The sequence below is a fragment of the Azoarcus sp. DN11 genome, assembly GCF_003628555.1.
Taxonomy (GTDB): Bacteria; Pseudomonadota; Gammaproteobacteria; order Burkholderiales; family Rhodocyclaceae; genus Aromatoleum.
On sequence record NZ_CP021731.1, the window covers coordinates 4,551,166 to 4,565,457 of the forward strand.

A 14,292-nucleotide genomic window follows, 5' to 3' on the forward strand; every position below is an offset into this window, starting at 1 on the left:
GTTGTATGAAGGAAACAGCCGCGCCATGCTGCGTCGCAGCAACCACACCCCGATTCGCGCGCCGTTCAGGCCAGCACCTGACCGTGTTCGCGCGTCGCGTGAAACCCCACTTTCGGCCACTTTTCCATCGTGACTTCGAGGTTGTAACGGCTGGAGGCGAGATACACGGGGTTGCCGTCCACGTCCCTGCCGATGCGCATCGCCTGCTCGCGCTCGAAGTTGCGCCGCGTCACGTCGTCGGGGAAAGTGAGCCAGCGCGCGGTGTGGATGTCGGCCGATTCGAAGATCGCGTCGACCTTGTACTCGTCCTTCAGGCGCTGCGCGACGACCTCGAACTGCAGTTGGCCGACCGCGCCGAGCAGCATGTTGCCGCCTTCCTGCTCGAACACCTGGATCGCGCCCTCCTCGCCGAGTTCCTGCAGGCCCTTCTGCAGCTGCTTGGATTTCAGCGGGTCGCGCAGGCGCGCGGCGCTGAAGAGTTCCGGCGAGAAGTAGGGGATGCCCTTGTAGCCGAGGGCTTCGCCTTCGGTCAGGGTGTCGCCGATGTGCAGCTGGCCGTGGTTGTGGATGCCGATGATGTCGCCGGCCACGCCGTCTTCCATCAATACCCGTTCATTCGCCATGAAGGTCAGCGCATTGGCGAGCTTCATCTCGCGCCCCATGCGCACGTGCCTGACCTTCATGCCCGAGGTGTAGCGCCCCGAGCAGATGCGGAAGAAGGCGATGCGGTCGCGGTGCTTGGGGTCCATGTTCGCCTGGATCTTGAACACGAAGCCGCTGAAAGGCGCCTCGGCCGGCTGCACGAGGCGCGTGTCCGCGTCATTGACGCCCGCCACGCGCGGCTGCGGCGGCGGCGCCCAGTCGAGCAGCGCCTGCAGGATCTCCTGCACGCCGAAGTTGTTGATACCGGAGCCGAAGAACACCGGCGTCTGCTTGCCGGCGAGGAAGTCGCCGAGCGAGAACGGGGTCGAAGCCCCTTGGATCAGGTCGACATCGTCGCGCAGCTTGCCGACTTCGAGCGGGAAGAGTTCGTCGAGCTGGGCGTTGGCGATGCCCTTGATGAGCTCGCCCTCGCTGCGCTTCTCCTCGCCCGCGGTGAAGCGCAGCACGCGGTCCTCGAGCAGGTGGTACACGCCGCGGAAAGTCTTGCCCATGCCGATCGGCCAGGTGATCGGTGCGCAGTCGATCTTCAGCACCTCCTCGATCTCCTGCAGCAGGTCGAAGGTCTCGCGCACCTCGCGGTCCATCTTGTTCACGAAGGTGATGATGGGCGTGTTGCGCAGGCGGCACACTTCCAGCAGCTTGATCGTCTGCGCCTCGACGCCCTTGGCGGCGTCGATCACCATCACCGCGGCGTCGACCGCGGTCAGCACGCGGTAGGTGTCTTCCGAGAAGTCCTGGTGGCCCGGCGTGTCGAGGAGATTGATGGTGTGCCCCTGGTACTCGAACTGCATCACCGAGCTGGTCACCGAGATGCCGCGCTGCTTCTCCACTTCCATCCAGTCGGAAGTCGCGTGGCGGGCGCTCTTCCGCGCCTTGACGGTGCCGGCGAGCTGGATCGCGCCGCCGAACAGCAGCAGCTTTTCGGTGAGCGTGGTCTTGCCCGCGTCGGGGTGGGAGATGATGCCGAAGGTGCGGCGCTTCTCGACGTCGCGCATCAGTTCGGGCGGATAGGGAGGCACTGAGGGGATGTCGGCCATGGATCGGTTCGCAAAAAACAAAGCCGCCGGCCGGAATCGGCGCGGCGGGACAAACGCAATTCTATCAAGGAACTAGGCCGCGCCATCGGCCGATGCACGGCAAAGCGGCGAAATCTGCGATGATGCGCGCCGGATCACACCCGCCTTCCCACCGGACTTTGCCCGCCATGCCCAAAACCACGCCCACGCTGCGCCAGCGCAAGATCTTCGCCCTGACCCGCATCCTCGGCGGCCTCGTCGCCGCGTGCTACCTCGGCTACGTCGTCATCGCGAACCTCGCCGGCGGCGCACCCTTCGACAGCAAGCTGATGTTCACGGCGCTCGTCGCGGCAGCGGGCTTCGGCTATGCGGCCTGGTACCTGCGCGACTTGTCCGGAGTCGCCCGCGAAGAGCGCGAACAAGGCGTAGACGGCAAGGGCGGCGCGCAGGGCTGAACCTGCGCGCCGCAGTCTGCGTCAGCGTGCCGATTGCGGCCCGGCGATGTAGGGTTCGCGCAGATTGACCGGCTTCGCGGCACGCTTGCGCATGCGGATGTTGAGCATCTCGACGGCCACCGAGAAGGCCATCGCCGAGTAGATGTAGCCCTTCGGCACGTGGTGGCCGAAGCCTTCGGCGAGCAGCACGACGCCGACCACCATCAGGAAGGACAGCGCCAGCATCTTCACGGTCGGATGGCTGGAGACGAAATTGCCGATCGGCGCCGAGGCCACCATCATCAGGCCGACCGACGCGACCACCGCGGCCATCATCACGGCGAGGTGGTTCACCATGCCGATCGCGGTGATGATCGAGTCGAGCGAAAACACCAGGTCGATGACGATGATCTGCATGATCACCGCGGTGAAGGTCGCCTTCACGGCCGACGAGGCCTCGCCCTCCTCGCCTTCGAGCAGCTGGTGGATCTCGCCGGTGCTCTTCCACACGAGGAACAGGCCGCCGCCCAGCAGGATCAGGTCGCGCGCCGAGAAACCGTGTCCGAACAGCTCGAACAGCGCCCGGTCGAGGCCGGCCAGCCACGCGAGGATGGACAGCAGCGCGAGGCGCATGAACATCGCCAGGAACAGCCCCAGGCGGCGCGCGACGGCACGCCGTTCGGGCGGCAGCTTGTCGACGAGAATCGAGATGAAGATGATGTTGTCGATGCCCAGCACCAGTTCCAGCGCGGTGAGGGTCAGGAAGGCGACGATGAGCTGCGGGTCGGTGAGGAATTCGATCATGGCGGTTCGTTAAACGACGATTCCGCCTGTATAGCACGCCCCCCGCGGGAACGCCGAACTGCGGAACCGCAGCGCGGGTTCCGCAGTTCCTGATTGACGCCGGCCGGCACGCGGGCCGGACGCGTTGTCAGCGGCGGCGGTTCCTGCCGACCTGGTCGCCGATGACGCCGCCGATCGCGGCACCGCCAACGGTGCCGAGCACTCCGCCGTCGCTGAGCACCGACCCGGCGACACCGCCGACCCCGGCCCCGACCACGGCGCTTTTCTCGCGCGCGGACATGCCATCCCACGTCGCGCAGGCGCTCGTCGCCAGCGCGATGACGAGCGCGGAAATGCCGGTTCGAATGTTCATGATGTACTCCTTGCCTCGCTTTTCAATGACACGGGCACCCGGCCTGCGCCAGATGTACCCAAATTGGGACGCCATTTTGCCGGCTGCGTTCCCCCGCGAAGCCGGGGCAATGTTACAAGCGTTGAGCGGCGTGCCGCCCGTCCGGGCCCCGCGTCGCACCGCAATTGCCCCGCCGGACGCGCAAGATGCGCCATTCCGGGCGGCTCACGGGCAGCAACGAACTATTACGCGCGGGTTGCCGGCGCGGGTCGGGTGCGACCCGATCGCAATGTTCGACCCTCACCATTCGCATGGCGGACACGGTATGCTTCTGTGCTTATCACCTGTTACACCCGGAAACAACGGTTCCCGTGACTGCCCTCCCGACCCCGCTTCCCGGTCTGTGCATGGCCCTCGCCTGCGGCGCGATCGGTTCGGCCACGGCATTTGCCGGAGATTCGTATTTCGAGGAGCTGCCACTGGTGCTGAGCGCGACGCGCCTGCCGCAGCCCCGGCACGAGGTGCCAGGTGCCGTCACGGTCATCGATCGCGAGCTGATCGCCGCCACCGGCTACCGTGACCTCGCGCGCGTGCTGCGCCTGGTCGCGGGCATGCAGGTCGGCCAGGAGCGGGGCCACCGGCAGTGGGTGACCTACCACGGCCTGTCCAATGACTTTCCGACGGAAATGCAGGTGCTGATCGACGGCCAGTCGGTCATCACTCCGAACGCCTTCGGCGGCATGGACTGGACGGGACTCGCGGTGACGCTGGACGAGATCGACCGCATCGAGGTCGTGCGCGGCACCAACGCGACGAGCTTCGGCGCGAACGCCTTCCTCGGCGTCATCAACATCATCACCCGGCACAGCGCGGAAGGCCGGGGGATGTCCGTCGGCGTCCGCGCCGGCGCCGGCCAGGTGCGCGACGCACAATTCACCTGGAGCGGCGGCGAGGCCCCGCTGACGCTGCGGGCAAGCGCCGCAACGCAGCACGATGCGGGCTTCAGGCACCTGAACGACTCGCGCCACACCGACACCTTCTCGCTGCGCGGCGACCTCCAGCTCTCGCCGCGCGATTCCGTGCTGATGCGCGTCGCGGCGAACACGGGCCTGCGCGGCGAGGGCTACGCCGGGTCGGTGTTCGACAACAACGCCGTTCGCGACAGCCGCAACGACAGCGAGACCCTGCACCTGCAGTGGCAGCACAACGACACCGCCGACGACGAGTGGCTGGTCAATTACTACCGCAACCGCGAGCGCATCCGCGATGAGTGGCTCGCGAGCGCGCCGCCGTTCTTCCCGGCCGTGCCGCTCGACCGCGACCGTACCAGCGTACGCGACAGCCTCGAGGTGCAGCACCGCAGCGCCCCGCGGCGCGACCTCCAGTTCGTGTGGGGCGGCGAGGCGCGGCGCGAGGAGGTCGACTCGCCCTTCCTGTTCTTCGGCGGCAACCCGGCGGCGCAATACCTGTACCGCCTGTTCGGCGACCTCGAGTGGCGCGTCCTCGACACGGTGGCGCTCAACGCCGGCGGTGCGCAGGAACGCTACTCCGGCGCGGAGAGCCATTTCAGCCCGCGCGCGTTCGCGAACTGGCAGGTGGCGCCGGGCCACACCCTGCGTGCCGGCTATTCACGCGCCTTCCGCCAGCACAACGTGTTCGAGCGCCTCGGCGACATCCGCGCGATCGACCCGGCGAGCGGCGCGGTGCTGGTCCGCCCCTTCCTGCCCAATCCCGACCTCCGGCAAACACGCATCCATACCACCGAGGCCGGCTACTTCGGGCGCTTCGACACGTGGAACACGACGCTCGACGTGCGCGTGTTCGAGGAGCGCATCCACGACTTCATCGTGCGCGTGCCGCAACCCGATCCGGCGCCCGCGCCGCTCCTGTCGCCGAGCCGCAGCCCCTTCCCGTTCGGCCTCGGCTCGACACGCTACGAGAACCTCGATTCCACCGTACGCCTGCACGGCATCGAATACGAGCTGTCGACGCGTCCGCGTGACGGCACGGAACTGCGCCTCGCGCACAGCATCGTCGACCGCAGCAGCCGCGAGCCCGGTATCGACGACCGCAGCGCCCCCTACACGGCCAGCCTGAGCTGGCTGCAGGACTGGGGGCGCGGCTGGAAGAGCATGCTCAGCATCCTGCGCATGGGACCGCTCGCGGGCGGCGACGGCTTCGTGCCGAGCTTCCGCTACGTGGCGCGACCGTACACGACGGTCGATGCGAACATCAGCCACACGACGCACATCGACGGTCACTCGGTGCAGTTCGCGCTGACGGCATTGAACCTCGGCAAGCGCCACCAGGAGATCGCCGACCGCAGCCAGCAGGCCGCCCAGCTGGCTGCGACCGGCAGCAACGCCCCGGTCAATCCCGTGAGCCGGAGCGTGTACCTGTCGATGACGCTGGCGCTCGAACGCTCCACGCGCGAATGAACGCCCGCCACACGCTCGCGCTGCGGCCGCATCCGCAGACGCCAGGCAGCCCGATCACGGAACTCAACGCAGAGCTGCGACAACGGCCGGACGGCGCGCTGCACCTGCATTTCGAACTGCGCGGCGCCCTCGAGCGCGTGCTCGTCCCCGCCCCGCGGGCGCCCGCCGCCGCCGACGGCCTGTGGGCGCACACCTGCTGCGAAGCCTTCATCGGCGTCGCGGGCAGCGCCGCCTACCGCGAGTTCAACTTCTCGCCGTCGGGCCGCTGGGCGATCTACGACTTCGACGCCTACCGCGCGCGCGCGTCCGCGGCCGTGCCGCTGCCGCCCCCCGCGATCACGCTCGAGCGGCGTGGCGACGTGCTGGCGCTGGACGCGGTGCTGGCGCCGGCGGCCCTACCCGACGGCGCCGCGTTGCAGATCGGGCTCGCGACGGTCGTCGAAGCGGCCGACGGCACGCTATCCTATTGGGCGCTGCACCACCCCGGTGCCCGGCCCGACTTCCACCACCGCGACGCCTTCACGCTGACGCTCCTTCGGCGCTGAGCGCGCCGCGTACCACCGGAACACCCATGACCGCTTCCATCCGGTTCGGCCTCGACCGCCTGCTCGCAGACCCCGCGCTGCGCCGCCCGCTCGCCGGCCGCCGCGTCGCCCTGCTCGCCCACCCCGCCTCGGTCACGCGCGACCTCACCCATTCGCTCGACGCGCTCGCGGCGCGGCCCGACATCCGCCTCAGCGCCGCCTTCGGCCCGCAGCACGGCCTGCGCGGCGACAAGCAGGACAACATGGTCGAGTCGCCCGATTTCATCGACCCGGCGCACGGCATCCCGGTCTTCAGCCTGTACGGCGAGGTGCGGCGCCCCACCGACGCGATGATGGATACGTTCGACGTGCTGCTCGTCGACCTGCAGGACCTCGGCTGCCGCATCTACACCTTCATCACGACGCTGCGCTACGTACTGGAAGCCGCGGCGCACCACGGCAAGGCCGTGTGGGTGCTCGACCGTCCCAACCCCGCCGGCCGCCCGGTCGAAGGCCTCATGCTGCGCCCCGGCTGGGAAAGCTTCGTCGGCGCCGGCCCGCTGCCGATGCGCCACGGCCTGACGATGGGCGAGCTCGCGCGCTGGTTCGTCGCGACGCTGCAGCTCGACGTCGACTGCCAGGTCGTCGCGATGGACGGCTGGCAGCCGGACGCCGCACCGGGCCACGGCTGGCCGCTGGGCGAGCGCAGCTGGGTCAATCCCAGTCCCAACGCGCCCAACCTGTCGATGGCGCGCGCCTACGCCGGCACCGTGATGCTGGAAGGCACGACGCTGTCCGAAGGCCGCGGCACGACGCGTCCGCTCGAGCTCTTCGGCGCCCCCGACATCGACGCGCGCGCGCTCCGCGCCGAGATGCGCCGCCTCGCGCCGCACTGGCTCGCAGGCTGCGTGCTGCGCGAATGCTGGTTCGAACCCACCTTCCACAAGCACGCCGGCAAGCTGTGCAGCGGCCTGCAGATCCACGTCGAGGACCCCGCGCACTACGACCACGCCGCCTTCCGCCCGTGGCGCGTGCAGGCGCTCGCGTTCAAGGCGCTGCGCCGCCTGCAGCCCGACTACCCGCTGTGGCGCGATTTTGCCTACGAGTACGAGCACCACCGCCTCGCCATCGACCTCATCAACGGCAGCGAACTGCTGCGGCAATGGGTCGACGATCCGGCCGCGACGCCGGCCGACCTCGACGCGCTGACCGTCCCCGACGAGACCGCGTGGACCGCGGCGCGCGAACCCTTCCTGCTCTATCGCTGAAAGGGGCGACCCCGCGGGCCGCTGCGCCAGAGCCATCCCCCGCGACGCCTCCGCGCGACGACGGCCTGGGCGCGCGCGGTCAACACCTTGATACAAATCACTTCCCCATGACCGGGCCGACGCCTGCAAAGTGGCGCCCGTGTTTCCCCCGGATGGAGAAGTAGCTTGCTGACGAAACGCCTGATCTGCGCCACGCTCACGCTGAGCGTACTCACTCCCCTGGTCGCCGCCGCCGCCGGGGCCTTCGTTCCCGCAGCCGTGGACACGCAGCCGCAGCGTTCGACCGAACCCGAACCGGACGCGAACTACGTTTTCGGCCTGCTCGATCGCGACGGTGACGGCCGCATCGACGGCATCGAAGCGCGCGCCTCGGCACCGCTGGTGAAGTACTTCGGCGACATCGACACCGATGGCGACGGCAACATCAGCCGTGCCGAATGGGAAGCCTACTTCCTGCACCAGACCCCGCACGCCTGAGGCGCTCGACCCGCGCAACACCGCTCGCAGCGCCCGAAGGCGCGCGCGCCGCATCCGCTTGGCGCTTCACCGCATTGCGCCGCGCAGCCGCCGCGGCAGCTACAATTCGCAACAGGGTGTTGCGCCGGCCCCACGGCGCGGCACGACTGCCACCGGAGCCCATGCGATGAACAACGCCCTGCGCATCTTTGCGTGCCATTCCAACCGCGCGCTGGCTGCGGAAATCTGTGACACGCTCGGGCTGGCGCTGAGCCCGCTCGAAATCTCGCGCTTCTCCAACGACAACCTGCATGTGCAGATCCGCGAGAACGTGCGCGAGCGCGACGTCTTCGTCGTGCAATCCTTCACCGAGCCCGTCAGCGACCACATCATGGAGCTGATGATCACGCTCGACGCGCTCCGGAGCGCGTCGGCGCGGCGCGTCACCGCGGTGATCCCCTACTATTCCTACGCGCGCTCCGACAAGAAGGACGCCCCGCGCATCTCGATCACCGGGCGCCTGATCGCCGACATGCTGCAGACCGCGGGCGCGAACCGCGTGCTGACGATGGACCTGCATGCCGACCAGGTGCACGGCTTCTTCTCGGTGCCGGTCGACCATCTCACCGCGATCCCCACCATCGCCGATCACTTCCGCCGCAACTACGACCTCGCACACATGGTCGCGTGCGCGACCGATGCCGGGGGCGCGAAGCGCGTCGGGCGTTTCTCGGAGCGCCTCGGCATCCCGATGGCGATCATCGACAAGCGCCGCGTCAGCGACACCAACGTCACCCACGGCGAGGTCGTCGGCGACGTGAAGGGGCGCGACGTCGTGATCTTCGAGGACGAGATCGCGACCGGCGGCACGCTGTTGTCGACCGTCGCCACGCTGAAGGCCGCGGGCGTACGCTCGATCCACGTCGGCGCCGTGCACGCGGTGCTGTGCGGCCCGGCGATCGAGCGCCTGCGCGATGCGCCGATCGAATCCATCGTCGTCACCAACACCGTGCATATGCCGCCCGGCAAGCACCTCGACAAGATCACGCAGCTCACTGTCGCCCCGCTCTTCGCCGCGGCGATCGAGCGCATCCACAGCGGCGAGAGCGTCGGCGCGCTGTTCGCGTGAGCGCTGGCGCTCAGGCCGGGTCTCAGGCTGGGTGATTGGCCGCGAGCCAGGCCTCGTAGCCGCCCTTCAGCGGCCGCACCGCGGCATAGCCGAGTTCGCCCAGCACATGCGCCGCACGCACCGCGGTCGCGTCGCCCGGGCACGCGCACATCGTCACGATGGGCTGTTCGCGCGGCCAGTCGCGCACCGCGTCCATCAGCTTTTCGACGTCTGCGCCGCGCGCGCCGGCAATCGGCCCCGTCTCGGCGACCATCGCCGCACTGCGCAGGTCGAGCAGCAGCGGCGGCGCCTCGGATGCCAGCGCTTCCACCAGCTCCAGCGGCGTCACATGCGGGATCGCCGCGAGCCTCTCGAAGCGATGGCGCTGCCACAGCTTCCACACCAGCCAGCCCGCGAGCGCCAGCGCCAGCGCGACGATGACGATCACCGTCCTGCCGTGGCGGTTCATCGCCGCAAGCGCCTCCTGCAGCTCGTCGCGCAACCACCAGCCCGCGAGGATCGCCCCGCCCGCCCACAGGCCCGCCCCGGCGCCCGCCGCCAGCAGGAAGCCGGGCAGCGGCATGCGCAGCGAGCCGGCGATCGGCGGCGCGACGGTCGAGAAGCCCGGCACGAACTTCGCGACGACCAGCGACCACAGGCCCCAGCGCACGAAACGCGCCTCGGTCTGCGTCACACAGGACGCCGGATTGATCGACAACCGGCACAGGCCGGACAGCACCCGGTAGCCGAAGATCCGCCCGGCGAGATACCACAGCCAGTCCGCGGCGACCGACGCCGCCACCGCCGCCGCGAGCATCGCGCCCGCCGGCCCGGAACCCGCGGCGAGGCTGCCGGCGACGAGCAACGTCGGCACCGCCGGCACCGGCAGGCCCAGCTGCTGCAACAGCACGTTGACGAAGACGACCCATACCGCATCGCGCTGGATCGCTTCGGTGATCTGGCTGAGATCCATCATCCCGCCCCGCACGTCGCCGCCGGGAGCCCCAAATGAACAGAGCCACGATTCTCTCGCGAAAATCGTGGCCCTGCGCAACGGCGATGGAGGCGGTTCAGCGTTCCGGTTCGCCTTTCAGTCCGCGTGCGAAGGCCTTGCTGCCGTCGCGCACCGAATGACCGATCGCGGTGCCGGTGCGCTTCATCGCGTCCCAGGTCACGACCGCGGCGTCGCGCGCCGTGTGCCCGACCGCGCGGCCGGCGTTCGCGGCGCCGTGGCCGATCTCGCGCCCGGCGTCGCGCGCGCCGGTGCCGATGTCGTGCATCGTCGAGCCGATGCCGTGACCGACGTCCTCGGCCGTCGTCGTGCCCTGGTTCGACTGCTGCGCCGCGGCGGACAGCGGCACGAGCGCGATGAGCGCGATCGCGCCCGCCGCAACGAGGCGCAGGATGGAAGCCGGCTTGCGAGGCCGGCCGGAGCGGATGCGTGTCGGCATCATCGGGGCTCTCCTCTCGACATGCTGCCCATTCATCATCTCAGTTTACGTCGCCCCTGCGATCCCGGCAGTAAGCGGGCGTAACCCGGCGTCACAACAGCGGCGCGAGCCAGCGCACGGCCTGCTCGACGGTCATGCCGGTGCGCGCGGCCCAGTCTTCGAGCTGGTCGCGGCCGATCTTCGGCACCGCGAAATAGCGCGCTTCCGGGTGTGCGAGATAGAAGCCGCTGACCGCCGCCGCGGGGCTCATCGCGAAGGATTCGGTCAGCGTCATGCCGGCGTTCCGGGTTGCATCGAGCAGCGCGAAGAGCGGCCCCTTCGCCGTGTGGTCCGGGCAGGCCGGATAGCCCGGCGCCGGGCGGATGCCGCGGTATTCCTCGCGGATCAGCGCGTCGTTGGCGAGCGCTTCGTCGGCCGCGTAGCCCCAGAATTCCTTGCGCACGCGGCGGTGCAGCCACTCGGCGCAGGCTTCCGCCAAGCGGTCGGCGAGGCTTTTCAGCATGATCGCGCGGTAGTCGTCGTGCGTCGCCGCGAATTCGGCGAGTTTCTTCTCGATGCCGAGGCCCGCCGTCACCGCGAAGGCGCCGGCGTAGTCCGCGACACCCGAGTCCTTCGGCGCGACGAAATCCGACAGGCAGTAATGCGGCCTGTCCGCCGGGCGCTCGTGCTGCTGGCGCAGGCCGTGCCAATGTATCAGCGCCCGGTCGCGCGACTCGTCGGCGTAGAACGCGATGTCGTCGCCGACGCGGTTCGCGGGAAAGAGGCCGAAGACTGCGCGCGCTTCGAGCCAACCTTCAGCCACGATCTTCGCCAGCATCGCCTGGCCGTCCTTGAAGACGCTGCGCGCGGTCTCGCCGACCACTTCGTCGTCGAGGATCTTCGGGAAGCTGCCGGCCAGGTCCCAGGTCTGGAAGAAGGGGCCCCAGTCGATGAATTCGAGGAGTTCCGCGAGCGGCACGGCAAGCGCCTGCACGCCGAGCGTCTTGGGCTTCGTCGGCACGTAGCCCGCGACGCCGTCCCAGCGGAAGGCATTCTCACGCGCGGCCTCTAGGCTCACCAGCTGCACGCCCTTCTTGTTCGCGTGCTGCGCGCGGATCTTGTCGTAGTCGGCGGCGAGCTGCGCCTTGAAATCGGCCGCACCGCCTTCGGAGAGCAGCGCCGTGACGACGCCCACCGCGCGCGACGCATCCGGCACGTAGACGACCGCCTGCTCGTAGTGCGGCGCGATCTTGATCGCGGTGTGCGCGCGGCTCGTCGTCGCGCCGCCGATCAGCAGCGGCACCTCGAACCCCTGGCGCTGCATCTCGGCCGCGACGTGGCTCATCTCCTCCAGCGAAGGGGTGATCAGGCCCGACAGGCCGATCGCCTGCGCGCCGTGCTCGCGCGCGGCGTTGAGGATCTTCTCCGCCGGTACCATCACGCCGAGGTCGATCACTTCGTAGCCGTTGCAGCCCAGCACGACGCCGACGATGTTCTTGCCGATGTCGTGCACGTCGCCTTTCACCGTCGCGACGACGATGCGGCCTTTCGAGGTCGCGCCGGTTCGGAGCTTCTCCGCCTCGATGAAGGGGATCAGGTGCGCGACGGCCTGCTTCATCACGCGCGCGGACTTCACGACCTGCGGCAGGAACATCTTGCCCGCGCCGAAGAGGTCGCCGACGACGTTCATGCCGGCCATCAGCGGGCCTTCGATCACGGCGAGCGGCGGCTTGCCCTCCGCTTCGAGCTTCGCGCGCACTTCCTCGGTGTCGGCGACGACGAAGTCGGTGATGCCTTTCACGAGCGCGTGCGACAGGCGCTCGTCGACCGACCACTCGCGCCACGCGAGGTCCGGTCCGGTATTCTTGGCCTTGCCTTCCTTCACCGACTGCGCGAACTCGACCAGAGCCTCGCCCGCGCCCGGGTGGCGGTTCAGCACGACGTCCTCGACTTTCCCGCGCAGCGCAGGTTCGAGGTCGTCATAGACGCCCAACATCCCGGCGTTGACGATGCCCATCGCCATCCCCGCCTTGATGGCGTGGTACAGGAAGACGGTGTGGATCGCCTCGCGCACCGGGTCGTTGCCGCGGAAGCTGAAGGACACGTTCGACACGCCGCCCGAGGTCTTCGCAAACGGCAGGTTGTGCTTGATCCACGCCACGGCGTTGATGAAGTCGACGGCGTAGTTGTCGTGCTCCTCGATGCCGGTCGCGATCGCGAAGATGTTGGGGTCGAAGATGATGTCTTCGGGCGGGAAATTGGCTCCGCCTTGCTCCGGCGATCCCGTCAGCAGATCGTAGGCGCGCTTGCAGATCTCGGTCTTGCGCTGGTAGGTGTCCGCCTGGCCCTTCTCGTCGAAGGCCATCACGATCACCGCCGCGCCGTAGCGGCGGCACAGGCGCGCCTGGCGCAGGAACTCGGCCTCGCCTTCCTTCATCGAGATCGAGTTGACGACGCCCTTGCCCTGGATGCACTTGAGGCCCGCCTCCATCACGCTCCACTTCGACGAGTCGAGCATGATGGGCACGCGCGAGATGTCCGGCTCGGACGCGATGAGCTTGAGGAAGCGCTCCATCGCCGCCATCGAGTCGAGCATCGCCTCGTCCATGTTGATGTCGATGACCTGGGCGCCGTTGTCGACCTGCTGGCGTGCGACCGCGAGCGCGTCGTCGAAGCGGCCTTCGAGGATCATCCGCGCGAAAGCCTTCGAACCGGTGACGTTGGTGCGCTCACCCACGTTGACGAAGAGGCTGTCGGCGCCGACGTTGAAGGGTTCGAGGCCGGACAGGCGCAGCTTCTTCTCGACTTCCGGGACCTTGCGCGGTGCGACGTCGGCCACCGCCTGCGCGATCGCCGCGATGTGCGCGGGCGTCGTCCCGCAGCAGCCGCCGACGATGTTCACGAGGCCGGCTTCGGCCCATTCGCGGATCGCGCCCGCGAGCGCTTCGGGCGTCTCGTCGTAGCCGGTCGGCGACAACGGATTCGGCAAGCCGGCGTTGGGGTGCGCGGAGACGTGCGTGTCGCAGACATGCGACAGCTCCTCGACGTACTGGCGCAGCTCCTTCGCGCCGAGCGCGCAGTTGAGGCCGAAGGAGATCGGTCGTGCATGGGCGAGCGAGTTCCAGAAGGCTTCCGCGGTCTGGCCCGAGAGCGTGCGGCCGGAGGCGTCGGTGATCGTGCCGGAGATCATCACCGGCACGCGACGATCGAGCTCGTCGAAGAGCTTCTCGACCGCGAACACCGCGGCCTTGGCGTTGAGCGTGTCGAAGATCGTCTCGATCAGCAGCAGGTCCGCGCCGCCTTCGAGGAGGCCGCGCGCGGAGTCGTAGTAGTCGTCGACCAGCGCATCGAAGCTGATGTTGCGAAAGCCCGGATCATTCACGTCGGGCGAGATCGACAGCGTGCGCGAAGTCGGCCCGAGAACGCCCGCGCAGTAGCGCGGTTTCTCGGGGTTCTTCGCGGTGTAGGCGTCGCACAGCTCGCGCACGAGGCGGGCGCCGGCGACGTTGATCTCGTAGGCGACGTCCGCCAGCCCGTACTCGGCCTGCGACACGCGCGTGCCGTTGAAAGTGTTGGTCTCGATGATGTCCGCGCCGGCATCGAGGTAGGCGCGGTGGATGCCGGCGACGACCGCGGGGCGCGTCAGCACCAGCAGGTCGTTGTTGCCCTTGAGGTCCTTCGGGTGCGCGCGGAAGCGTTCGCCGCGGTAGTCCGACTCGCTGAGCTTGTGCTGCTGGATCATCGTCCCCATCGCGCCGTCGAGGATCAGGATGCGGCGGGCGAGAAGGTCGCGGAGTTCTTGGCTGCGGTCGGCTTGCAT

General features: G+C 68.8%; 12 protein-coding genes. 6 read left to right on the forward strand and 6 right to left on the reverse strand.

Translation table 11 applies throughout. The features are described from left to right. Positions 1–65: 65 nt before the first annotated feature. Positions 66–1,700 carry a peptide chain release factor 3 gene (locus CDA09_RS21130; protein WP_121430450.1) on the reverse strand — a complete coding sequence of 545 codons (1,635 nt, stop codon included), beginning with the start codon at positions 1,698–1,700 and terminating at the stop codon, positions 66–68. 167 nt (positions 1,701–1,867) lie between these two features. Between CDA09_RS21130 and CDA09_RS21135 the strand changes: the two genes are divergently transcribed. Continuing rightward, positions 1,868–2,134: a hypothetical protein gene (locus tag CDA09_RS21135; RefSeq protein WP_121430451.1), complete on the forward strand. Its 267-nt coding sequence runs from the start codon at positions 1,868–1,870 to the stop codon at positions 2,132–2,134. A gap of 21 nt (positions 2,135–2,155) precedes the next feature. Here the strand turns inward: CDA09_RS21135 and CDA09_RS21140 are convergent, their stop codons facing one another. Continuing rightward, a complete protein-coding gene (locus CDA09_RS21140; RefSeq protein WP_121430452.1) occupies positions 2,156–2,917 on the reverse strand; it encodes a TerC family protein in 762 nt (253 codons plus the stop codon). A 127-nt stretch (positions 2,918–3,044) separates the two neighbouring features. Further along, the gene (locus tag CDA09_RS21145) at positions 3,045–3,269 is read right to left on the reverse strand and encodes a YMGG-like glycine zipper-containing protein (RefSeq protein ID WP_121430453.1); all 225 of its coding nucleotides are present in this window, start codon (positions 3,267–3,269) and stop codon (positions 3,045–3,047) included. Positions 3,270–3,619: 350 nt separating this feature from the next. On the opposite strand from CDA09_RS21145, the gene CDA09_RS21150 reads away from it, so the two are divergent. The 5 genes from CDA09_RS21150 (at position 3,620) to CDA09_RS21170 (ending at position 9,063) form a co-directional block, all read left to right on the forward strand. Further along, positions 3,620–5,686, forward strand: coding sequence for a TonB-dependent receptor plug domain-containing protein (locus CDA09_RS21150; protein WP_121430454.1), 2,067 nt, complete (start codon positions 3,620–3,622; stop codon positions 5,684–5,686). Beyond that, positions 5,683–6,231 (forward strand): DOMON-like domain-containing protein, encoded by a 549-nt coding sequence (locus tag CDA09_RS21155; RefSeq protein WP_121430455.1) that lies wholly within the window; start codon positions 5,683–5,685, stop codon positions 6,229–6,231. The genes CDA09_RS21150 and CDA09_RS21155 overlap by 4 nt, the downstream gene beginning before the upstream one ends. Before the next feature lie 26 nt (positions 6,232–6,257). Further along, a complete protein-coding gene (locus CDA09_RS21160; protein ID WP_121430456.1) occupies positions 6,258–7,478 on the forward strand; it encodes an exo-beta-N-acetylmuramidase NamZ family protein in 1,221 nt (406 codons plus the stop codon). A 165-nt stretch (positions 7,479–7,643) separates the two neighbouring features. After that, positions 7,644–7,955: an EF-hand domain-containing protein gene (locus CDA09_RS21165; RefSeq protein ID WP_164844453.1), complete on the forward strand. Its 312-nt coding sequence runs from the start codon at positions 7,644–7,646 to the stop codon at positions 7,953–7,955. 166 nt (positions 7,956–8,121) lie between these two features. Continuing rightward, positions 8,122–9,063: a ribose-phosphate diphosphokinase gene (locus CDA09_RS21170; RefSeq protein WP_121430458.1), complete on the forward strand. Its 942-nt coding sequence runs from the start codon at positions 8,122–8,124 to the stop codon at positions 9,061–9,063. A gap of 22 nt (positions 9,064–9,085) precedes the next feature. Here the strand turns inward: CDA09_RS21170 and CDA09_RS21175 are convergent, their stop codons facing one another. The 3 genes from CDA09_RS21175 to metH form a co-directional block, all read right to left on the reverse strand. After that, a complete protein-coding gene (locus CDA09_RS21175; RefSeq protein WP_353616627.1) occupies positions 9,086–10,018 on the reverse strand; it encodes a VTT domain-containing protein in 933 nt (310 codons plus the stop codon). Positions 10,019–10,112: 94 nt separating this feature from the next. Then, entirely contained in the window at positions 10,113–10,496 is a 384-nt protein-coding gene (locus CDA09_RS21180) for a hypothetical protein (RefSeq protein ID WP_286164277.1), read from the reverse strand. An 88-nt stretch (positions 10,497–10,584) separates the two neighbouring features. Then, positions 10,585–14,292 (reverse strand): methionine synthase, encoded by a 3,708-nt coding sequence (gene metH / locus CDA09_RS21185; protein ID WP_121430461.1) that lies wholly within the window; start codon positions 14,290–14,292, stop codon positions 10,585–10,587.